A 21,836-nucleotide genomic window follows, 5' to 3' on the forward strand; every position below is an offset into this window, starting at 1 on the left:
GGGTATCCCGCCGCCTCGTCAGACCGTTGCGTTGATCGTGTTCATCGCCTTGTCGGCGCCTTCGGTACACCAGAGCTCCACCGCGTCGGCCGCCCGGTCGAGCAGGCCGGGCAGTTCCGAGCGCTCGTTTCCCGAGAAGGCTCCGAGAACCCAGGACACAATATTCTCTCCGGGGGCTGCTCCCACGCCGACCCGCAGCCTGCAGACCTCCAGGGTTCCCGCCGTCCCGAGGACGGACAGCATTCCCTTGTGGCCTCCCGCGGAGCCTTTCTTCCGCAGCCGGAGCTTCCCGTAGGGAAGGGCCACGTCGTCGTACACCACCAGAACGTCGTCCTCCCAGGAGAGGGAAAAATAGTCCGCCGCCTCCCGGACGGCCCTGCCGCTGAGGTTCATGTAGGTCAGCGGCTTGAGGAGAAGAAGCTTTTCCCCGTTCCGGAAATGGGTCCAGGCCATGGACGAGAACTGCATCCTCGGGGAACCGCAGGAATACCGGTTCACAAGGTGATCCACCACGAGCCATCCCGCGTTGTGCCTTGAAAAGACGTACTCCGGCCCGGGGTTGCCCAATCCGGCGATGATTTTCAACCGGGGCTACTCCTCCTCGGACTTGGCCTTGCCCTTGGCGACGACTTCCACTTCCTTCTGCTCCTCCGCCGTTTCCTCCGCCTCGGAGACGCCCCTGGGGATCATCACGGCCACCACGACTTCGTCCGGGTCGGAGAGGACGGAAGCTCCCTCGGGAACGGCGATGTCCTTCACGTGGACCATGGCGCCGAGCTTCATGGAGGAGACGTCCACGGCGACGGAATCGGGGATCTGGCCGGGAAGCACTTCCATGGAAATTTCACGGAGGAGATGGTCGATGACGCCGCCGAGCTTCACTCCGGCGCAGACATCACGGCCCACGAGCTCCACGGGCACGTTCACCGTGAGCTTGTGGCCCTTCACGAGCTGCATGAAGTCCACGTGGAGAATCTTTCCGTTGAGGATGTCCTTCTGGACTTCCCTCATGATGGCCATTTCTTCCTTGCCGCCGGGCAGGGTGAGAAGCATGGTCTGGGTCTCCCAGTGGCCGGAAGCGGCAACTTTCGCGATGTCAGAGAGCTTCACCTTCGCAGGGACAGACTCGGGATACTCGGGACCATAAACGACGCAGGGGACATACCCCGCGGGGCGCAGCTTGCTGCAGGCTTCCTTGCCTTTTCCTTCCCGTGCTTCAAGAACTACCTTCACATTTTCCGACATAACCGACACATCCTCCTTAAAATACGATCCCCGCCGCAGAAGCAGGAAAATTTACAACAGCCTAGTCAAAAAGACTGCTTACCGAACGGTCGCTGTGAACCCTCAAAATGGCTTCCGCGAAAAGGGGGGCTATTGACAATTGAATGATTTTATCCGATTTCTTGCTCTCAGGCAATGGGATTGTGTCGGTCAAAACAACCTCGTCGATCCCGGAATTCTCAAGACGCTCCAGCGCAGGCCCCGAGAGCACGCCGTGGGTGGCGCAGGCGAAGACCTTCACCGCTCCCCTGTCCTTGATGAGGGCAGCGGCGTTGCAGATGGTGCCGGCGGTGTCGATGATGTCGTCCACCAGGACGGCGGTCTTCCCCTCGACGTCGCCGATGATGTCCATGACCTCGCAGAGGTTGGCCACTTCGTGGGACCGCCGCTTGTCCACGATGGCCAGGTCGGCCTTCAGGCTGCCGGCGAACTTCCTGGCCCGGACCACCCCTCCCACGTCGGGGGCCACCACCACCAGGGCACCGCAGGCCCGGCTTCCGGCGATGTTCTCCTTGAAGTAGCTTCCAAGAAGGGGCATGCCAGTGAGATGGTCCACGGGAATGTCGAAAAATCCCTGGATCTGCCCGGCATGGAGGTCGGCGGAGATGACCCTGTCGGCCCCGGCGCCGGTGAGCAGGTTGGCCATGAGCTTCGCGGAGATGGGGTCCCGGGGCTTGGTCTTTCTGTCCTGGCGGGCGTAGCCGAAGTAGGGGCAGACCACGTTGATCCGGTAGGCCGATGCCCGCTTCAGGGCGTCGATCATGATCAGAAGCTCCACCAGGTTCTCGTTCACGGGGTTGCAGGTGGGCTGCACGACGAAGACGTCCGCCCCCCGGACGCTCTCCTCTATGGAAAGGCCGATCTCTCCGTCGGAAAAGCGGAAGTGCTTCGCCCGGGAAAGCTCGATCCCCAGTTCACTGCAGATTCTGCGCGCAAAGGACGGATGAGCCGTTCCGGAAAAGATCTTCAGCTCCCGCGTGTTGGTCCCCATCATTTCTGGTGTCCTCCTCCATTCGCCGTTTTCCTTTTTCTCTCAGCCCATCCTTCGATGTTCCGCTGCCGTGCCCGGCCGACCGCGAGGGCCCCGTCGGGCACATCCTGGGTGACCACCGAGCCCGCCGCCGTGGTGGTGTCGTCCCCCAGGGTCACCGGCGCCACGAGCATGGTATCGCTGCCCACGAAGCACCGGTCACCGATCACCGTGGGGTTCTTGTTCACCCCGTCGTAGTTGCAGGTGATGGTGCCCGCGCCGATGTTGGTATCCTCGCCCACCGTGGCGTCGCCCATGTAGGCGAGATGGGGAACCTTGCTCCCCCTGCCGATGCGGGATTTCTTGATTTCCACGAACTTGCCCCCCTGGGCTTTTTCGGCGAACTCAGCCCCGTCCCGGATGACGATGAAGGGCCCCACCTTCGAGCCGTCGCCCAGCACGCTGTCGCTGAGGACGGCATGGCTCACCACCTCGGCGCCGCACCCCAGGGTCATGTTCCTGAGGACGGAAAAACCTCCGATGCGGCTGCCCCTGCCGATGGACGTGCGGCCCCATATCTGCACGAAGGGGTCCACGGAGACGTCAGAGGAAATGGTCACCCTGGGACCGATCCAGACCGACGACGGGTCCAGCATCCGGACGCCCGCCGCGAGATGGGTGTCCACAATGCCCTCCCGGATCAGGGAGACCGCCTCGGAAAGCTGGCGGGGGGTGTTGATGCCCCGGAACTCGTCCTCGCTTCCGGAATTCACGGCGCGGACGATCAAGCCGTCCCGGACCATCATGGCGATGATGTCGGGAAGATAGTATTCTCCCTGGGCGTTTTCGTTGTCAAGACGGTAAATATGGGGAAGAAGGGAGGAGACTTTGAAAATGTAGATGCCGCTGTTGACTTCCGAGAGGAGCTTCTGCTCTTCGGAGGCGTCCTTCTCTTCCACGATGGACACCCCGTTCTGTGACCGGACGACCCTTCCGTAGCCGAAGGGGTTGGGGGCGTGGAAGCTGATGAAGGAACAGTCCGCCCCTTCCTTCTTGTGGTCCTCCACCAGCCGGGCGAGGGTGCCTTCGGTGAGCAGGGGGACATCCCCCGGAAGGACGAGCAGGTGGTCGAAACCAGCCCACCACTCCTTGGCGATCTGGACGGCATGGCCCGTGCCGAGCTGCTGGTGCTGCCAGATGGGGACCGTTCCGGGCCATTCCTCGGAAAGATAGTCCCTGACCATCTCGCCCTTGTGCCCCACCACGACCGCGGAGGCGTTCACGGCCCCCTCCGCCCCGAGCTGTTCGAGGACACGGAGGACGTAAAAGAGAACCGGCTGGTCAAGGGCAGGAAGCAGAACCTTCGGGAGGTCGCTCTTCATCCTGGTTCCCTTCCCCGCCGCAAGAACCAGAGCCCCTGTGACTCCTTCAGAGCCTGACAAAAGAATCAACACCTTTGTGTGTGAATTTTAGGCAACGACAAAAAAAGGGAGCCGCTCCTGGTCCCCTTACTCAATGCTGTCTGGCTGGGGTGGCTGGATTCGAACCAGCGATGGCGGATCCAAAGTCCGCTGCCTTGCCGCTTGGCTACACCCCATCGCAACCACAATATAGTAACAGAGGTTCTTGGGGTGTCAAGAAATACAACTTCTCTCAACATTTTCCCGGAACCTATTGTACTGCGAAAAGGTCCTGGTCCGAAACAGACCTGGAAAAAGCCGCCCCGAGCGAGCGGAGGGAATCCGGCCCCTGGTTTGTCATTCCGAACGGAATCTCAAGGATTGTCATCCTGAGCGGATGCGAAGGATCTCGCACTTGAGGCAGCTTGAGGTCCCTCCCCCCTTCAGGGATGCCCCGCGATCCCTTTGGTCGTTCGGGACGACAAGACTATTCATCATGAGCGGAACTTCAAGGATTGTCATCCTGAGCGGATGCGAAGGATCTCGCCCTTAAACCCCCTCAGCCCGAGATCCTTCCCTGCCCATTCTCGAGCAATTCCGCAACTCCAGGGAACTACTGCAGAACCTGCTTGTATTCCCCCCACTGTCCGATGTCGATCCATTTCCGGTGCACCGGGAAGACGCCGATCCTTCCGCCCTTTTCCCTGACCCGGCCGATGAGGTCCGGCATGTCAAGCTTTTCACCTTCACCGATGAGGTCGATGCACTCCGGTTCCAGGATATACACGCCGGTGTTCACGATCAGCGGGACGTCGGGCTTTTCCTCTATCGTTTCAAATTCGCCCCCCGAGAGATGAATGACGCCATAGGGAACACTCACTTTCTTCAGAGCCCCTATAATGGTGAAGGCATAGCCGTTTTCCCGGTGAAACTCAAGGGCGGAGAGGTAATCCACATCCACCAGGATGTCGCAGTTGCTCACGAAAAATGTTTTTGAAAGGCTGTCCTTCATCAGGGCGAGGCTCCCCGCAGTACCGAGAAATGTCTCTTCTTCCACGCAGGACACGGAGAAAGGCAGGTCACTCCTCTCGGCAAGATAGGTCTTGATGAAATCCTTCCGGTAATTGATGGAAAGAAGGAATTCCGAAAACCCCCGCTTTCCGAAGGACTCCATGATCAGTTCCAGCATGGGCTTGTCACCGATGGGAAGAAGAGGCTTGGGAACGATCCTCGTGATGGGGTCGAGACGGCTCCCCCTGCCGCCGGCCATAACCACGACCTTGTTCTCCTGCCGTTCGACCTCTGCTTCTTCGGAGAGAACGTCCTCCAGGTAGATCACCGCCACGGGCTCCCCTTTTTTCCCCACCACCGGAACCCTGCTGATTCCGTGCCGCTCCATGAGGGCTCTCGCCCTGCCGAGGGAATAAGACGACACCGTCTTGGGGGAAGGATTACACACCTCGCCGGCGGGCGTGGAAAGCGGTTTCCCCGCACTGATGCACCGCCGGATGTCACCGTCGGTCAGCGTTCCGGAAAGTTTTCCGGAGTCGTCGACGATGAACAGTATCTGGGAGGCTGTATCGTTAAGGTGTTGCACAGCATCCAGGACGCTCTTTGCACCATGAAGAAGGAGTTTCTTTACATCGTGTTGATTTGCATACTCCGTCATAAACCAGCCCCCCTTCGCTTTTAGGCAATTCAATAACCCGAATGCTTTTTCTTTCAGAAAAACCGGCCCCCTAGTTATATTTCCGAAAAACAGGCTTCATGGCCGGCTCGTTTAAGTAATTTTCCACGCCATCCTCCAGTGCTTTTTTATAAACCGAAAGACTCGCGTCAAGCGCCTCCTCAGTGATTCGCATCTCCTCGTCACCATGCCTCCACGAAAGAGCGATCCACGGCATCATCACTCCGTTTTTCAGCATCTCCCTGGAAAAGAGCGTACGTAATGCAAGGGAAATATTTCCATCGGCATCCAGGGTAAGGTAGTTAGGGGAACAGGGAACCCCGAAGACCTTGAAATTTTTCTCGAGGCCATGCCGCTTCGTAACGCGTTCCATCATGCTCATTAGGTGGCTTCCGTACTGCCAAAGATGTTCAATGACAGAATTCCTACGGATAAAGGAAACAGTCTCGACAAACGCCCCAAGCCCCGCCATCTCGGCCCCGTGAGTAGTCGAAAGAAAGAAAAGCCGTTCAGTTCCCTCCTTTTCGATACTACCTTGTTCCATTATTTCACGGCGGCCGGCGACACAGGAAACAGAGTATCCGTTAGCCATAGCCTTGCCGAATGTACATAGATCAGGAACCACTCCGTAATGGTGCTGCGCTCCCTTGAGATGCCAGCGAAATCCTGTGATCATCTCGTCAAGGATGAAGATTATGCCATGTTTTGCACAAAGTGCTCTTACTTTCTGTAAGAAGTTATCCTTCGGCTCCTCGGTTGTGGCAGGCTCCAGAACAACACAGGCAATACGGTCAGGATACTCAGAAACGAGTGCCTCCAGAGAGGCGATGTCGTTATAGTGGAAGAGCTTCGTCAATTCCACTGTTGAGGATGGGATTCCCTTGGTAATCTGCGTTGAGCCAATAAACCAGTCATCGTAGGAAAAGAACGGATGTTCAGCACAGCGGGCTACAATGTCCCGCCCCGTGTAGCCGCGGGCAAGCTTTACAGCAGCAGTAACAGATGTGGAGCCATTCTTGGTAAACTTCACCATTTCTGCAGAATCGATTATTTCCACCAAAAGTTCAGCCGCCTGCAGTTCAATCATCGACGGGCGGGTAAGATTGGTGCCGTTACGTATCTGCCGTATCGCGGCGTCATCAATCTCGTCCTCCGCATAGCCTATATTGACAGCCCGCAGCGCCATTCCGTAGTCTAGATATTTTTTCCCTTCAGGGTCGAAAATATAGGCACATTTTCCCCTTTCAAGTATCGCCGGTGCATTTAAAGGAAACTGGTCTGCCCCTCTTGAATACGTATGGGCTCCACCGGGTATAACACTCTGGAGACGCCATGTGTAGTCATTCACAATAATCCCCCCCGTAAATTTTGGTGAACTATTCATTGAGCCGGTATGTTCCTCCAGTAAGAAGTGTTCGCCTCCCTGCGGATTTTTCTGAAGTTTCCCGGAACGCCCACATAGAGTATGCTCTCTTCGAGCGACTGATCCAGAAGAAGCGCTCCGGCGCCAAGTTCGCAATGATCTCCAATGATACAGTTGCCCAGAATACTGCTTCCGGGATGCAGAGAGCAGAATTTGCCAAGCCGGGGATAGATGTTCTTGTTCGAGCCGATGCCGCAACGTTGATAGACTAGAAAATAGTCACAGTAATTGCCTCTTCCAAGCACTGTCCCCAGAGGATGAACCCAGCGAAAAACGTCAGGAAGTTCGACTTCATAAAAAGCGTCAATCCCGTGAAGCATCTTGTTCAATGCGAATAGTTTGGAACAGATTGAGGTGTCTTCTCCCTTTCGGTACAGCGAGTTTGCAAAAAAATAAAGGAACATACCGTATTGATCTCCGTGCAGATGACTGAAAAGCACATTATTCCCATCAAAAAAGTAACGGTCTGCAATATGGGAAAAACAGTACTCAACTCTTTCGAGTGTTTGTGAAAGGAAACTCAGAAGGAACTTCGGTAATACCGGATTTTCATCCGGGAAAAAAGCATTTAGTTGGTTCGCAACGTACAGGCAGAGCGATTCTTGCTCGCTCTGGCTCAAGATCATCTGTTCATTCCTCCTTCAAATACCTTCAAACTTCCTTGACATTTATTCCATAATTTTTCAAAAAGAACCGTGCCCGTATTGGATTGTTGTCACCAAAGTGAAAAATACTCGCCATTGCCAGAGCGCTTACTCCTGTTGTCTTCATCGCATCTACGAGATGCATGAATGTTCCCGCTCCTCCACAGGCAATGACGGGAATGGAAGCACGCTCAACAACAAATCGAATGAGGTCAAGATCGTATCCCTTCATCTTCCCGTCACAGTCAATCGAATTGATGAAAAATTCACCCGCACCCATTTCCTGACAGACTGCGATATGTTCATCCAGGGATATTTCCCACTGCAACCTTCCTGAATGCGAAAAAAGAACGTACCGGCCCTTTATTAGGCGGACATCCAATCCAACAACAATACACTGGCTGCCGAATTCTACCGCACCTTCCCGTATCAGAAACGGATTTTCCAATGCAGCAGTCGTTACGACAACTTTATCAGCCCCATTTTTCAGAAGACGATGCATTCCATTTACAGACCGTACTCCCCCGCCGATAGCCAGGGGCATAAAACACTCCTTTGATACGTCAGAAATTATGCTGATGTTGGTTTCCCTATTCTCTGAAGTTGCGTCTATGTCAAGAAAAACCAGTTCGTCCACCAGCTGGGAGTTGTAGACCCGAGAAGCAAAAACAGGATCTCCAGTATCCCTGTAGTCGGAAAAAGAGATCCCTTTGACCATCCGACCGCCCCGAAGAAGCAGAACAGGTATGAGCCTGGTTTTCAGCATTCTGCCGTCCCTTCCTCCAGAAAATTCTTCAATATACGGAGTCCGTTCTTCTGGCTTTTTTCAGGGTGAAACTGTACACCCCACACATTCCCCGAGACGATAACAGAGGTGAAAGCTTCTCCGTAATTCGTGCTCCCCACTGCATGAGAAGGGTCATCAACTTCAAAAATAAAGGAGTGGGTGAAGTAGAAATCAACCCCTTCTTTCACCCCTTGGAAAATGGGATGCCGTTGTTTCCGGTTTACTCCGTTCCACCCGACGTGAGGAACCCGAAAACCATCTGGGGGAGACATCCGGCGTACTTTCCCGGGGATGAGATTCAGCCCCTCAATTTCGCCGTTCTCTGTCCCCAACGAAGCAAGAAGCTGCATCCCAAGACATATACCGAGTATCTTTCCTCCATGTGCTGCAAAGCCTCTCAAGGCTTCAGAAAAATTCCTCGATTTCAACTCGGTCATGCTGCTAAAGAATGAACCAACCCCCGGCAGGATGATTTTTTTGCAGTCATTTATCCTTCGCGGTGAATCGAGGACGCAGGGACTTTCTCCGAGGAATTTCAGAGCATTAAAAACGGATCCAATATTTCCCCGCCCTAGATCGATGACACCAATCATCCTCTTTTTCCTTCTCCTTCTTTACGGTTGTTCTCCCTATACCAGGAATCCATATCCTGGAGCCTCGTTTCGGGCAGCTCTCTTTCGAAATCCGGTTCCCAGGGAGCAACTGCGAACTTGGCGACAGTTTCGTTGAATTCTCTCTCCGTCATCCCCATATACTCGAGAAATACCTCAAGTGATGCCGGCTTGAAAGCATCGTATGCCTCAACTAATCTCTGCCCTTCCTCGGATGACATTCGGCCATTCCGAATCTCGAAGTTCACAAGCTGAGTCACGCGGCTGTAGCCTCGCTTCAAATATTTTACATAGTCCCGTGTTCCCTGCAGCCAGCATTCAACTTTGGCAAACTCGCCGTTAACATCTCTTGGAGCACTCTCAATATCGAGACCAACCCATCCCAGTTCGTCCATAATCATCCGTGTCTGTTTCCTGTAGTCCCACGGAATAAAACTACCCAGACATACGGAATAGCAACCGAGTTTTTTCAGTTCTTCCACCGTCGGATAGGTATATGGCAGAAGATCTCTTCGGTTAACTGGGAAATCGTCACCGCTAATCATTCCGTACATATCCTCTGCTGTAATCCCCAGGTTGCGTACCATGTTGAACTTTTCTTCGTCCTCGAATTCAATGTCATCGCCTTCGTAAGTGTAGTAGGCCGAAAGTTCAGAAAGGGGTTCACCCCAGATGACTAACGGAACATTAAAACGTACTGCGATTCGGAGAGGAAAAGAATAGACGCCAGTATGACAGTGCCAGCAGAAATCCGTTTTTCTGTCGAAGGACTCCTTCATCAGGCGTTTTACAATAGTCCAGTTCGGTCTGAAATCGATGAAATCCACTCCAAGTTTCCGCAGCGTCCTGTTGACATTTTCTTCATGTCCCGGTCTGTAAAAGCCGTGGTTAAAGCGAACGACAAGGGGTTTGATCCCGTACTCCTTCATAAGATAATAGAGGGTGAAAGTACTGTCCTTGCCCCCACTAAAGGGAACTATACAGTCATAATCGTTTTTTCCCCTGTATTTTTCAATAATTGAATCGAACTGATTTTTTCTTTTTTTCCAGTCTATGTTTTGTTTCTTAAACTCACTGCCACGGCACATATTGCAGGACAAATCGTCTGCTGCAATTTCGAGGGTTTCATAGGTCTCAGGTAGGAGGCATCGTTTGCACTTTCTCAGAATACCGCTCATTGCACACTACTCCTTATCTGCAAGTTTTGCCCTGAACAGGGCTTCGCAAATTATGAAGTCATCCATATCGTCCACTTCAAAAGACTGGTATTTGGGCACTTCGTAACCTAGAGTCCGATCATGGTAAAAACTCCTCCGTCTCTTTAGGGCCTCTGTCCAGCTAATGTATACAGTGCCGTCGAGGAAAAAAAGAGGTGTTATATCCTGTCTTCTAACTACCGAGAAATCAGGAAGATACGGAACAATGAAACCCTCTTTTCGCTTTTTCATAAGAAACGCCGGGTGGTGCGCCTCGGTAAGCGAGACAGAAACGACACTTTCTGCCTCGGGCACCGAAAGGAGCCTCTCAAGAGCTCTGTCAATGTCATCCGGTCTACGCAGTGGTGATGTCGGTTCAAGCAAGACAAGAATATTGAACTCTTCGCCATGCCGCTCGAGATAATCGATCCCATGCAAGATCACGTCAATGCTTGAAGCAACATCAGTAGCCAGAGACTTGGGGCGGAGGAAGGGGACATGAGCACCTCCTTTGCGGGCAATTTCCGCAAATTCCTCAGAATCAGTGGATACAACGACTTTATCAACATACTTTGAAGAAAGACCATGTTCTACACTCCATTGGAGCAACGGTTTTCCGCAAAAGGGACGAATGTTTTTACCGGGTAATCCTTTACTACCGGCTCTTGCCGGAACAAGCGCAAGCACTGTTTTTTCAGAAATCATGAAACCATCTCCGTTTCAGAGTGCGGTTAAGATTCTTTTCTCTGTTCTTCGGTCGACATTCGGCGAAAAAAAGACACATTCAATGTTCTTTCCACTCCCTCTCGAGCCCGTCCACCAGACGCAGGATCTCCCGGTGGCGGGCGTAGCTGTAGCCCCGCTCTGCCGTTTCGCCGCTGACCAGGCGGAAAAAATGGCGCAACTCCTCAAGGTAAGGGCTTTCGCTGATGAATTGCGCATATCCCGCCTGCCGTTCAAGTTCCTTTTCGTCAAGCAGCGGATGGACCGGTTCTCCTGACGGGGAGAGATACCGGAGAGATTGGCTGTTTCCCTCCCACAGGATCGTTCCTTCCTCACCGCTGATCAGCAGATTCCTGACCGCCTTCCTGGAGACGCAGTCAAGAGTGAAACTCCCCGTGGTTCCGTCGCCGTGGCGCAGAAGGACCTGGCAAGTATCGGGGTACGGCAGGTTCAGGGAGCTTGTCCGGGACCAGGAGCAGCTGAAGTCCGTCACTTTTCCGAAGCACTCCGTCAGCCATGGCAGCTCGATGCACAGAATTTCCCGGATGGCGTTCGTCCGGGGCGAGCCGACGAAAAACTCGTCATACTTTTCCCATGGGTGCCAGTCCGGCAAGTACTGCCCTACGTGGTAGGTATAAAACTTCCTCGCCCCCGTCTTCCCGTGGTTTCCGATGATCCAGCGGTTCTCCGAGCGGTAGAGGGGAGTCGAGGAGAGAAAGGCCACGGGAAATCCATTTTCCTCGAAGGGCAAAATAGCGTCATACCCGTCATCCAGAAGGTCAAGCTCGGAGAAGGTGTGGATGCCCTTCTCCAGGGCCGAATGAATACTGAGCGCGTGGGCGTCCGGGGGTGTGGAAACTATCAGGACATCGGGGGAAAAATCGGCAAGACCGCCTTCAAAAGATTCATATACGGTACAGCCGTAAGAGCGGGATACATCGTCCCGTCTGTCCTGCCTGGCATCCAGGACAGCTATATCCATCTCCGGGAAGAAACGGCGCACCAGGCGAAGCCGCCGCTTCCCCATCGACCCGAGCCCGGCAATAAAGCACTTCATCGCTTCAGTCCCGCCTTTTCCAAAAACAAAGCATTCTTCATTGGGACTTTCTCCCTCTTCTCCACGCTCATCGGAAACACCATTGCCTCCACCGTCATTTTTTTCTCGGTTTAGCAGGCACTCCGGTAACCGTCTCTTCTTTCTCCACGTCCCGGAGGACTACCGCCCCGGCCCCGACGACAGCTTTCTGCCCTACGATTACCCCGGGAAGGAGAACCGCGCCGGCTCCGATGAACGCACCTTCCTTAACCCGGGTATTTCCGCACAGGATGGCTCCCGGACCGATAAAACTGCCGGCTTCCACACTGCAGTCATGTTCGAGAACAGCCCGGGTGTTCACCACGGAGTTCTCGCCGACGGCCGCGTTTCGCTGCAAGACCGATCCCGCCATTATCTGGCTTCCTTCCTCGAGATTCACCGCCGGAGAAAGAACAGCTGACGGATGGACCAGTGAAAGAAAAGAATAGCCTTGAGCCCTGAACCTGCGGAAGAGATCATTCCGCAGCGTCTTCCCCGGAACAGCGCCGACACCGTTCACCAGGACAATTGCTTCCGTAGGCATGGAAAGGACAAAATCATCGTCTCCAAGCACGGGGATGCCTTCCCAGGTCTCCCCCGGATGTTTCTCGGGATCAATGACTCCCATGGGACATATTCCGCTGGCCAGGAGGAGATCCAGCACCACCGAGGCATGTCCTCCCGCCCCGAGAATCAACACCCTGGCCGAAAGGTTATTCATTGATGCCTTCATCGGGTTCATAGTCTTTCCCCGCCGTCCTGCCGAGCAATTCCCAGAATTGAAAGGGGGACATACCGTTGCCGGGCCGCTTGAAGGCCAGGTTATCGCTTGTGAATATTTCCCCTTTCCTTACCGGCCGTGACGCTACGATGCTCTTTCTCACCAACTCCCTGGTATCCCATTCCGACGGGGAGGGCACCTTTGCTTCGGTCCCGAGTGAACGCTCCGCCAAACGCACTTCCTTAACCAAACGGGAAAACAAAACCGGATCAAGGGATGCCCTGTGGTCAGGGCCTGCCTGTTCCCGATCCAGTGTAAAATGTTTCTCAATTATGCAGGCGCCGAGAGCCACGGCTGCGATCGAGACCGCCGTTCCCTCGGTGTGATCCGAGTATCCTACCGGAAGGCGGAAAGCGTTCCTTAATGTGACCATTGCCTTGAGGTTGACTTCGTCCACAGGAGCCGGATATTCGGAAGTACAGTGCAGCAGTAAGACTTTGTTCATCAGGGCGGCGCGGCCTTCTCCCGACGCAAAAGCACGAAGAAAAGAACCGGGGGATGGAGCACAGTGAGGTTCCGTATAACCGAAGGCGAGACATGAAAGGGCTGTCTCGACCTCGCCGATGGTGGCCATGCCTGTAGAGAGGATGATGGATACTCCTTTCCGGGCGGCACTAAGCAGGAGAGGACCATTGGTTATCTCACCCGATCCGAGTTTGACCGTCTTCATTCCAAGGCAGTCCGTCAAAAAGTCGAGACTCCCCTGGTCGAATGGACTTGAGAGAAATTCAATTCCTCTCTTTCTGCACCGTTCAAGGAGCGCTTCATGAATCACAGGGGACAGTTCGAGCTTTGAGAGCATTTCCCACTGGGTTTCTTTTTCACCGGTCGTTTTTTTCTGGTACTCCGCCTTGGGCGCATTTTTCCGGACAAGGGCCGTCGCGGAAAACGTCTGGAATTTTACCGCATCAGCCCCGGAGTCGGCTGCCGCGTCAATAAGCCGGAGAGCCGTTTCCGGTGAGCCGTTATGATTTACTCCGGCCTCGGCAATTATATAGGTTGTTTTCTTATTATCTTTCAAAAACATAGCCGTACCCCGCTTCACCAGAATAATCATGGAAACGTATGATTATTGAAGATTTGCTTTCGAAATGAAAAAGCTCTTTTTGAAGTTGATTTAGTCTTCCCCTTGTACCTTCAGGATGTCATTTGTATCTAATCTCGGCAAAGTAAGATAATCGTCTTTTCCCCAGAAAGCAAGGCGGGGTTCCGTCGTGAGGCCCAAAGAGCACCCTTTTTGCTTCAGCAGGCTGAGAACTGCTTCGTTGTATGCTCCGTATGGATAGCACATGATCCAGTTCCGTGTGTCACTTCCTATCTGTTGCAGGAAAGCAAGGGAGCGTTCAATCTCCCGCGTCAATTCCTCGTGAGATAAAGTGTCAAGCCAGTAATGATCGTATCCATGACTGCCGATATACATCCCGTTTCGCTTCAGGCACTCAACCTGTTCGGTCGTCATGTAAAGCTCCTGGGCAAAGGCAGCTTCATCTTTCGAAACAAACCTGGTAAATAAATCATCAATAATGGCGTCGCGGAAAACCTCGGGAAGATCCCGCTGGAGCATTCTCTTAATAAAAACAACATCAGCCGTGTCAAAACGACCGGGTTTTCTCAGGTTCTCGAGAAAGAACTCGCTCTTCGGCAGCGAAAAATCCGGTTGTGAGGTGTCCACAGCATCACAGATATGCTGCACGATTTGCCTCTTGTTTTGAACGCTCGCAAGAATAAAATGGATCTTATTGACAGATAAAAGTTTTCTCTCCAGGATACATTTCCCGGAAGGGAAGAAACAAGCCGGAATCTTTTCCTTGTCCAGGACAGGAAAAACATACTGAAAATGATCCAAGTAGCCGTCATCAAAGGTCAACAAGGCTGCGTTTTTCGGCAAATCACTGCCGTTTTCCCTGCATTCGAACAAATCCCGGGCAGACACGAAATAATAAAGCTTCTTCAGATAGGCCACCTGTTCTTTGAATGTCTCAAATGGAAGCCCTTTAATTTCCGGATATCTTGACCTTTTCAACTCTCTGACATAATGATACATCACTATCGTAAGGTTACTCATATTTTCTTCCTTTCCAGAAAGTGCATTTCCCTTCCGTGCCTGCCATTGCCCCGCTGCTTACAGATTGGGCCAGAAAAGCCCCTTTTACACTTTCATGACATGAAGCATGAACGTTGAAGCCTGCGTCAGCATCTGGGTATTATTTCTTCCAAAAGACTGGAGCATATTGGCAATCAAAGCATAAATATCATTATGGGCATCCTTGGTTTTCGGTGTAACTCCATGGATATTCACAGGATATATTTCAATGGGCTTCAATCCTCTTTCAGCCAGCTTCCTTATCAACTGGGCCGGGGTATATTGAAACCTAGTGTTCACTTCAACACCGGTACCCGGATGTTTTATTTCTCGGTCCTGCAAAGGAGCTATCTTTACATCATGAAGCGCTTCTTCGATATTCTGGGAAACAGACCATCGCACTGCTTCAGTCAGCAGCATTTCTGCCGCCCCTGAATCAATTTCCTGCGATGTGTATTCATTCAGGGAAAAAAGATTAAAGAGCCTGTTACGGGAACCGCAGACAAAAGAGCCGCCACGCTTTAGGCCCCGGGCAACCATTTCAAAAAAAAGCTCCAACTCTTCGTAGGAAATATACTCAATGAATCCATTGGCAGAAATCAAATCATATTCTTCATTTCCCATCGAAAAATCGAAAATTGATGCGTGGACGAAGTCCGCCTTAATCCCGCTTTCTTTTTTCATTTTCAGGATGGCCTGTTCTATCATCTCTTCGGCAAAATCAACCCCTACGGACGGGATACCCAGTTTTGCCGCCTGAACCACAAGGTCACCAGTGCCGCATCCTACATCGAGAAAGGAACGAACGGGAGCGTTTTCTTTCGCAACGGAAAGGACAAAATCATTTCTTTCACGAATAAGGTTAAAGGATTCAAAGTTTCTATCCTCCGCTTTCATTCCCCATTCTTCCGCAAATTTTCTAAAATATGCCTGCGTTTCTTTCTGTTGTTTCGTTGTCATTTTTTCACCGCCTTATCGCAGAAGTAAGATCAAAGGGTATGTTAAAAAAGTATTTCTGCTCAACAGTTTTCGTTGTTTTCAGGTATTCAATCATCAATCCGGCAGGGCTTCGAAGGTCAGATACTTTTGGTGCCGCCTTTCCACGGAACAAGGCCTGATGTACTGCTGCTTCCACACCGTCCGTCTTACAGGGACAGTCAGCAACCAAGTCGTCACGAAGGCGCCCTTTCTGCCTTCTCCCGATATTCACCGTCGGGACACCGAAGAGGGGCGCTTCCATGATGCCGCTCGAAGAATTGCCGATAACTGCGTCTGCTATCGAAAGCATACCCCAATACCGTCTCCTCCCAAGTGATTGTACAAATACCCGTTTTTCCGGAGCGAGGCTGCAGAATTCGATCATCCGCTCATTGATTATCCGTCCGTCCGTGTCGGCGTTGGCCCCGGTGAAGACCATAGTCGCCGACGGGAAGCGGTCCAGAGCCGAGAGGAGGCGTTTGATCTGCTCTTCTGCAGACAAAGGTGAGCGGGTTTCAGGGTGATAGGTTACGACGAAGAGGGGTGATGAAAGGTGAATGCCGAGATGCTGCTCCAGTTCATTCCTGGTCGGCAGTTCAGTCTCCCTGATCCCGTCGAGGCACGCCGGGCCGACGACGAAGACCGAATCGGGAACCTCCCCCATCTGGATCACACGCCGCCGGTAATCTTCATGAGCTACGAAGTGGAGAGAACTCATCTTGGTGATGGCGTGACGGAAGGCGTCGTCGTAGGCGCCGAGGGTGATCTCGCCACCATGTATGTGGGCGACGGGTATCCCCGCAAGAACTGCTGCAGCAGCGGCACCGAGCATCTCGTACCGGTCACCCAGAATGACCAGCATATCCGGCTTCAATTCATCAAGAGCGTCGGCAAAACCAATGATGCCGAGGCCGAGGGACTTGGTCACCGCAAGGGTTGAATCGCCGGAGAGCAGCATCTCCACCCGTTTGTGGATGGGAAAGCCGTCCTCCTCGATCTCCTTCCAGGTCAGGCCGAACTCGGGCGACAGATGCGCCCCGGTGACGATAATCTGCAGCTCCAGGTCCGGATCGTCCAGAATTTTCTTCATCAGCGGGCTGAGAAGACCGTATTCAGCCCTTGTGGCGGTTATGACGGCGATTTTCCGGGCCATTGCCTCACCTTCTCATGGAATGGACGGCATCACGGATAATCTCCGCCGCCCGAAGGGTGGATTCTTCATCGTTGACCGTGGAAGCGGGAAGGTTGATGCCCTGTTCGAAGATACGTTCGGCCTCAGGATAGGAAAACCTGCAGCAGTCTCTCAGGTAAGGGTACGTATGCAGGGGAGAAAAGAGCCTCCGGGTGGGAACCCCTTTTTCCCGAAGTTTTTCCTGAAGCTCCGCAATGACGCCGCCGGAAAGGGTGAATGACGGAAGCCACCAGGCACTCTGCGCTCCCGGAAGCTCTTTCTGGAATTCCACCTCCGGAAGGCCGGCAAGGACTTCCCGGTAGATCCGGGCAAAGGTCCGCTTCTTTTCCAGGAAAAGGTCGATGCGCTCCATCTGGGCGAGGCCGAGGGCGGCCTCGAGGTTCGTCATCCGGTAGTTGTACCCCATTTCAGGGTGAAAATATCCCTTTGACGCATCCCGTGCCTGGTTGACGAGAAAGCGGATATGGTTGATCCGCTCCCTGTCACGGGCAACGACCATACCTCCCCCGCCGGTAGTGATAAGCTTGTTTCCGTTGAAGCTGAAACAGCCGAAATTCCCCAGGGTTCCGGAGGGTTTGCCTTTCCACGTTCCTCCCAGGCTCTCGGTGGCGTCTTCGATGATGACGAGTCCCCGCTCTTCCGCAATCCTTCCCAGTTTGTCCATATCGCAGAGGTTGCCGTAGAGGTGGACGGGCAGAATCGCCCGGGTTCTGGGCGTAACAGCCGCTTCCGTCAGTCCGGGGTCAAGGGTCCAGGTTTCGGGGTCCACGTCAACAAGCACAGGAGTTGCCCCGGTGTACAGGACCGGGTTGACCGAAGCTGCAAAGGAAAAGGCGGGCACGATGACCTCGTCCCCTGGTCCCACCCCTGCCTCGGCGAGGGCGATGTGAAGGGCTGCTGTACCGCTCTGGACCGAGACGCATTCCTCCGTCCCGAGGTACCGGGCAAACCGCTGCTCGAACTCCGGCACAAAGGGGCCTGCGGTGGAAACATAGGTTGAATCCACGCACTCCATGAGCTTTGCCTTTTCCGCCCCTCCGAGGTTCGGTGCATCAAGAAGCAGGAACATGTCGTTCACCTTCTATACGTTATAGATGCCGCTCTTGTAGAGCGCCCTGCGGTCATTCATCCATTCGATGGTTCGCTTCAGGCCTTCCTCGAGGGAAACAACGGCCTTCCACCCTGTGAGGGCGTTCATCTTCGACGGATTTGAAAGCAGCCGCTCCACCTCGCTCTTCTCAGGGCGGACCCGCTGTTCATCGGATGTTATACGGAAATGCTTTCCCAGAATTTTCCCGATGAGCAGGGCGAGGTCTCCCATGGAAACTTCCGTGCCCGTGCCCAGGTTCAGTACCTCGCCCACGGCGCCGGGAGCTTCCGATGCGGCCAGGAATCCCCGGACCGTATCGTCCACGAAGGTCAGGTCCCGGGTTGGGGAAAGGTTCCCCAGGGAGATTTCCTCTTTTCCGTCAAGGAGCTGGCTGATGATGGTGGGGATGATAGCCCGCGCCGACTGCCTTGGGCCGTAGGTGTTGAAGGGCCGGACCACCGTCACGGGAAGGCCGAAGGAGCGACAATAGGAGAGGGCGAGATAATCCGCCGAGGCCTTGGTGGCTGAATAGGGAGACTGGGGGGTTATGGGATGTCCTTCGTCGATGGGGACATATCGGGCCGTTCCGTAGACCTCACTTGTGGAGGTGTGGATCACCCGCTCAACTCCGCACTCCCGGGCGGCCTGGAGGACGTTGTAGGTCCCCTCCACGTTGGTCTTCACATAGGCCAGGGGAGAAACATAGGAATAGGGGATGCCTATGAGGGCCGCTAGGTGAAAGACCCTTTCACAGCCATGAACGGCCTGCCGAACGAGGTCGAAATCACGGATATCTCCCGAAAGGATTTCCATTTCTTTGGCGTATTCGGCCCCCTCGAGCCATCCCCAGGAATTTTTCGAGTTGTACCGCAGAAAGGCCCGAACTTCGTGGCCCTGCTCGGCCAGTTTTTCTGCCAGGCGAGATCCGATGAATCCCCCCGCTCCTGTGACACATATCTTCATGCGGCTTCCCCCATAATGGACTGTTCCGGAAAATTTTAATCCCTTTCCAGTATCGTCCGTTTGAGGGAAAAAATAAAGAGGCGGCCGCTTCTGCGGGCGCCTCGGGCAGTACATCGCAAATATCAGGCATTCACATCGAGAAGGGCGCCGAAAAGCTCCCTGATATTCTCCATGAAACGGACCACTTCGTCGGGCGGAATCTTCCGGACCACTTCGTCCTTCGAGGTATCGATGACCGACACCTGGTAGACATCCGCCTCCTTCTTGTACTCGTACTTCAGGCTCCGGTCGAAGGCCACCGCCAGCTTGTTTGCCTGGTCCACGGCGTCCTGCACCTGCTTTTCCGATACCGGTCTGACCGGAGGTTCCGCAGTCTTTTTCAGCGGAGGAACTTCGGAAACTTTACCAACAGCCCCGCCGCCGGTCGGAACCTTGTCCGGTGAAACCTGTGAAACAGCTGAACGAAGTATTTCCATTATTGCACCTCCCTGTCTCTAGTAAAAAGAGGGGAGAAAATCTCCCCTCTTTTTCTGAAGCGTGCTAGAGATTTACCGGAGGAGCTGCAGCACGTTCTGGGGAAGCTGGTTCGCCTGGGCAAGCATGGAGTTGCCGGCCTGCATCAGGATGTTCAGCTTCGTGAAGTTCATCATTTCCTTCGCCATGTCGAGGTCGCGGATGCGGCTCTCGGCTGCCTGGAGGTTCGTGCCGGCTACGGTCAGGTTGTTGATGGTGTGCTCCAGCCTGTTCTGGTAGGCGCCGAGCTTTGCCCTCTGGCCGGAGACCCGGTCGATGGCGCTGTCGATGACGGTGATGGAGCGGGCTGCGGACTCGCGGTCGGTGACAAGCACGTTGTTGATGCCAAGAGCCTTGGCACTCATGTCGCCGATATCGATGCCCATGTCTTCCTTCTCATTGGCGCCGATCTGGAAGACGGTGGTGTTGTCCGCAAGGTGAAGGACTGTCTCGTAAATGCCGGAATCCCGTGTAAGCCTGAAGCCCTTGGCGCTCTCGGACCACTCCAGCTTGGTGTTGGCCATGGCGTCGAACTCCACGTCCACATTCTTGTGGACCACTCCGTAGAGCATGTTGCCGGTGACCTTCACGTTGGAGGCGACAGTGGCCCCGCTGTGGGCATCGTTGATGCTCACCCGGTACTGACTCTCCCTGGAGTTTTGGATCACGTTGAGGCTGAGGGCCTTGATGATGTCCTCGTCGCCAGCGAAATTCAGCTCGCCCGCCTTGCCGGCGATGGCGGAACGGATAACGAATGTGCCTTCCACGGATTCAGGGGTATTGAAAGTTGACGTTTCTATAAAGTCCACGAAGCGATCGGTGTGGCTGTCGAGGTACTGGGCCTGACCGAGACCAAAGGCGACTGCGCTGTTGAGTTTGAACTCGATGTCCCGAAGGGTGTCGGTGGAGTTCAGAGTAACAACTGCCTGCTTCCCGTCTCCCTGGGTGATGGTGATGTTCTGGGGGTCTTCGATCATGAACCTGCCGTTGGCATCCCAGAACTTGTCAAGGTCGCGGAGCTGCACGTCTCCCTTGGCAACCTGGCCTACGTAGGCGGCCTCAAAACCAGCGAGGAAGGCAGCGGCAGCGGTGTAATTATTATTGAACTGAAGGACAATGTCTGACTCGTAGAGAGTACCATTCGCCGTGTTCAGGTAGAAGTTTCGGAAGTGAACATCGTTTCCAGCCACAGCAGATGATTCAAGGTTGAAGGTTCTGTTTTTTAGATCTGTCGCAGCGGTGGTCCCCCATTGCCCAAACCATTCGGGATTTGTCTTCCCGGAGATGACCACTGCCGCAGTTGGGGCAGAAGTTGCACCTGTACCAACAAAGCCCAGAACAATCTTATGACCAATTTCGTAGTCTTGCGCTCCGTTGGCTCCAGCAACGGCGATGGCCATAGTGCTGGTTCCGATGCCCAGAGAGGAAAGAGATGCTCCCGCCGAACCAACCAGAAGGTTGTCATTCACTTTAGTATCCACTGTGCCGTCTGAATTTAGAATATTGCTCGTTGCTCTGAAGGTGACTATGTTGGTGGCGGTATTAACGGCAACAACTTCCAAAAAGATTGACGCTCCTCCAACCGCTACAGAAGACCCCGCAGCGTCAAGAGTCAAAGCTGCTGTAGTGCCAAACTGCTGCTGAGCCGACAAAACCTGGCCAATTACTTCCCCAGTACGTATAATATTGTAAGTTCCTGCAGGAAGACTATCCACCCGGACACTCTGGATTCCGGCTTCCTCATTCTTCGAAACGTTCATGATCACGTTCTCGTGCTTGATCTTGAAGATGTCACTCTTCTGGATTGCGGCTTCGCCGGGGTCGGCAATGATGCTGATCTTGAAGTTTCCTTCCGCAGCGGACTTCTGGCCGAACTGGTCTACCTGGCGCAGAGCGCCCCGGACAAGGGCTTTAGTCTCGAGTTTATCTGCGGACCAGAGCACAGAAGCGCTGCCGTCAAGCAGCTTCTTTTTGTTGAACTGGGTGGTGGTGGCGATCCTGGTGACTTCTTCCTTCAGCTGGTCCACTTCGAGCTGGATGTAGCTCCGGTCCTGACTGGTGAGGGTGTCGTTGGCAGCCTGGACTGAAAGCTCGCGCATGCGCTGGAGGATGGAGTGGGTCTCGTTCAGCGCGCCTTCGGCCGTCTGGATCATGGAGATGCCGTCCTGGCTGTTCCGCACGGCCTGATCGAGGCCGCGGACCTGGGCGCGCATCTTCTCGCTGATGGCGAGGCCTGCGGCGTCGTCAGCAGCGCTGTTGATCCGAAGACCGGTGGAAAGCTTCTCAATGGACTTCTGAAGGGAAGCGTTGGTAGAAGAAACGGAATTATAGGCGAAAAGCGCAGGGATGTTGTGGTAAATTCTCATATTTGTGACCTCCTTGTGTGTTCCTCAGGACAGCATCCTTACTGTCCATTTGAAATGATGGTACGTTCCT

General features: G+C 53.9%; 21 protein-coding genes and 1 tRNA gene. All 22 read right to left on the minus strand.

The features are described 5' to 3' along the window. Positions 1 to 18: 18 nt before the first annotated feature. Positions 19 to 585 (minus strand): aminoacyl-tRNA hydrolase, encoded by a 567-nt coding sequence (gene pth / locus C8D99_RS10245; RefSeq protein WP_133958051.1) that lies wholly within the window; start codon positions 583 to 585, stop codon positions 19 to 21. A gap of 6 nt (positions 586 to 591) precedes the next feature. Then, the gene (locus tag C8D99_RS10250) at positions 592 to 1,245 is read right to left on the minus strand and encodes a 50S ribosomal protein L25 (protein ID WP_133958052.1); all 654 of its coding nucleotides are present in this window, start codon (positions 1,243 to 1,245) and stop codon (positions 592 to 594) included. A 61-nt stretch (positions 1,246 to 1,306) separates the two neighbouring features. Further along, positions 1,307 to 2,275, minus strand: coding sequence for a ribose-phosphate diphosphokinase (locus tag C8D99_RS10255; protein ID WP_133958126.1), 969 nt, complete (start codon positions 2,273 to 2,275; stop codon positions 1,307 to 1,309). Then, positions 2,275 to 3,696 carry a bifunctional UDP-N-acetylglucosamine diphosphorylase/glucosamine-1-phosphate N-acetyltransferase GlmU gene (glmU, locus tag C8D99_RS10260; protein ID WP_133958053.1) on the minus strand — a complete coding sequence of 474 codons (1,422 nt, stop codon included), beginning with the start codon at positions 3,694 to 3,696 and terminating at the stop codon, positions 2,275 to 2,277. Before glmU ends, C8D99_RS10255 begins: the two co-directional genes overlap by 1 nt. Before the next feature lie 81 nt (positions 3,697 to 3,777). Further along, positions 3,778 to 3,851, minus strand: a tRNA-Gln gene (locus tag C8D99_RS10265). 416 nt (positions 3,852 to 4,267) lie between these two features. Next, positions 4,268 to 5,323 (minus strand): nucleotidyltransferase family protein, encoded by a 1,056-nt coding sequence (locus C8D99_RS10270; protein WP_133958054.1) that lies wholly within the window; start codon positions 5,321 to 5,323, stop codon positions 4,268 to 4,270. Positions 5,324 to 5,393: 70 nt separating this feature from the next. Continuing rightward, positions 5,394 to 6,725: a glutamate-1-semialdehyde 2,1-aminomutase gene (locus C8D99_RS10275; protein WP_166670133.1), complete on the minus strand. Its 1,332-nt coding sequence runs from the start codon at positions 6,723 to 6,725 to the stop codon at positions 5,394 to 5,396. Beyond that, a complete protein-coding gene (locus C8D99_RS10280) occupies positions 6,722 to 7,390 on the minus strand; it encodes an LbetaH domain-containing protein (RefSeq protein WP_133958056.1) in 669 nt (222 codons plus the stop codon). The genes C8D99_RS10275 and C8D99_RS10280 overlap by 4 nt, the downstream gene beginning before the upstream one ends. 25 nt (positions 7,391 to 7,415) lie before the next feature. After that, positions 7,416 to 8,174 (minus strand): imidazole glycerol phosphate synthase subunit HisF, encoded by a 759-nt coding sequence (gene hisF, locus C8D99_RS10285; protein WP_133958057.1) that lies wholly within the window; start codon positions 8,172 to 8,174, stop codon positions 7,416 to 7,418. Further along, a complete protein-coding gene (hisH, locus tag C8D99_RS10290; RefSeq protein ID WP_133958058.1) occupies positions 8,168 to 8,788 on the minus strand; it encodes an imidazole glycerol phosphate synthase subunit HisH in 621 nt (206 codons plus the stop codon). The genes hisF and hisH overlap by 7 nt, the downstream gene beginning before the upstream one ends. Next, positions 8,785 to 9,984 (minus strand): N-acetyl sugar amidotransferase, encoded by a 1,200-nt coding sequence (locus tag C8D99_RS10295; RefSeq protein ID WP_133958059.1) that lies wholly within the window; start codon positions 9,982 to 9,984, stop codon positions 8,785 to 8,787. Before C8D99_RS10295 ends, hisH begins: the two co-directional genes overlap by 4 nt. 6 nt (positions 9,985 to 9,990) lie before the next feature. Beyond that, positions 9,991 to 10,707, minus strand: coding sequence for an acylneuraminate cytidylyltransferase family protein (locus tag C8D99_RS10300; protein WP_133958060.1), 717 nt, complete (start codon positions 10,705 to 10,707; stop codon positions 9,991 to 9,993). Between the two features lie 79 nt (positions 10,708 to 10,786). Next, positions 10,787 to 11,782, minus strand: a complete 996-nt coding sequence (locus C8D99_RS10305) for a Gfo/Idh/MocA family protein (RefSeq protein WP_133958061.1) — start codon at positions 11,780 to 11,782, stop codon at positions 10,787 to 10,789. A gap of 94 nt (positions 11,783 to 11,876) precedes the next feature. After that, a complete protein-coding gene (locus tag C8D99_RS10310; protein ID WP_243833895.1) occupies positions 11,877 to 12,521 on the minus strand; it encodes an acetyltransferase in 645 nt (214 codons plus the stop codon). Then, a complete protein-coding gene (gene neuB / locus C8D99_RS10315; protein ID WP_274542675.1) occupies positions 12,514 to 13,638 on the minus strand; it encodes an N-acetylneuraminate synthase in 1,125 nt (374 codons plus the stop codon). Before neuB ends, C8D99_RS10310 begins: the two co-directional genes overlap by 8 nt. 60 nt (positions 13,639 to 13,698) lie before the next feature. After that, positions 13,699 to 14,646 (minus strand): polysaccharide deacetylase family protein, encoded by a 948-nt coding sequence (locus C8D99_RS10320; protein ID WP_133958063.1) that lies wholly within the window; start codon positions 14,644 to 14,646, stop codon positions 13,699 to 13,701. An 84-nt stretch (positions 14,647 to 14,730) separates the two neighbouring features. Beyond that, a complete protein-coding gene (locus C8D99_RS10325; protein WP_133958064.1) occupies positions 14,731 to 15,624 on the minus strand; it encodes a class I SAM-dependent methyltransferase in 894 nt (297 codons plus the stop codon). 4 nt (positions 15,625 to 15,628) lie between these two features. Further along, positions 15,629 to 16,795 carry a UDP-N-acetylglucosamine 2-epimerase gene (gene neuC, locus C8D99_RS10330; RefSeq protein WP_133958065.1) on the minus strand — a complete coding sequence of 389 codons (1,167 nt, stop codon included), beginning with the start codon at positions 16,793 to 16,795 and terminating at the stop codon, positions 15,629 to 15,631. 4 nt (positions 16,796 to 16,799) lie between these two features. Further along, on the minus strand, positions 16,800 to 17,903 hold the full coding sequence (locus C8D99_RS10335; RefSeq protein WP_133958066.1) for an aminotransferase class I/II-fold pyridoxal phosphate-dependent enzyme: 1,104 nt from the start codon (positions 17,901 to 17,903) through the stop codon (positions 16,800 to 16,802). 12 nt (positions 17,904 to 17,915) lie between these two features. Further along, the gene (locus C8D99_RS10340; protein ID WP_133958067.1) at positions 17,916 to 18,887 is read right to left on the minus strand and encodes a GDP-mannose 4,6-dehydratase; all 972 of its coding nucleotides are present in this window, start codon (positions 18,885 to 18,887) and stop codon (positions 17,916 to 17,918) included. 122 nt (positions 18,888 to 19,009) lie between these two features. After that, positions 19,010 to 19,363, minus strand: coding sequence for a flagellar protein FlaG (locus C8D99_RS10345; RefSeq protein WP_133958068.1), 354 nt, complete (start codon positions 19,361 to 19,363; stop codon positions 19,010 to 19,012). Between the two features lie 72 nt (positions 19,364 to 19,435). Beyond that, positions 19,436 to 21,766 carry a flagellin N-terminal helical domain-containing protein gene (locus C8D99_RS10350; protein WP_133958069.1) on the minus strand — a complete coding sequence of 777 codons (2,331 nt, stop codon included), beginning with the start codon at positions 21,764 to 21,766 and terminating at the stop codon, positions 19,436 to 19,438. Positions 21,767 to 21,836: the final 70 nt, after the last annotated feature.

The sequence above is a fragment of the Aminivibrio pyruvatiphilus genome, from assembly GCF_004366815.1.
Classification (GTDB): Bacteria; Synergistota; Synergistia; order Synergistales; family Aminobacteriaceae; genus Aminivibrio; species Aminivibrio pyruvatiphilus.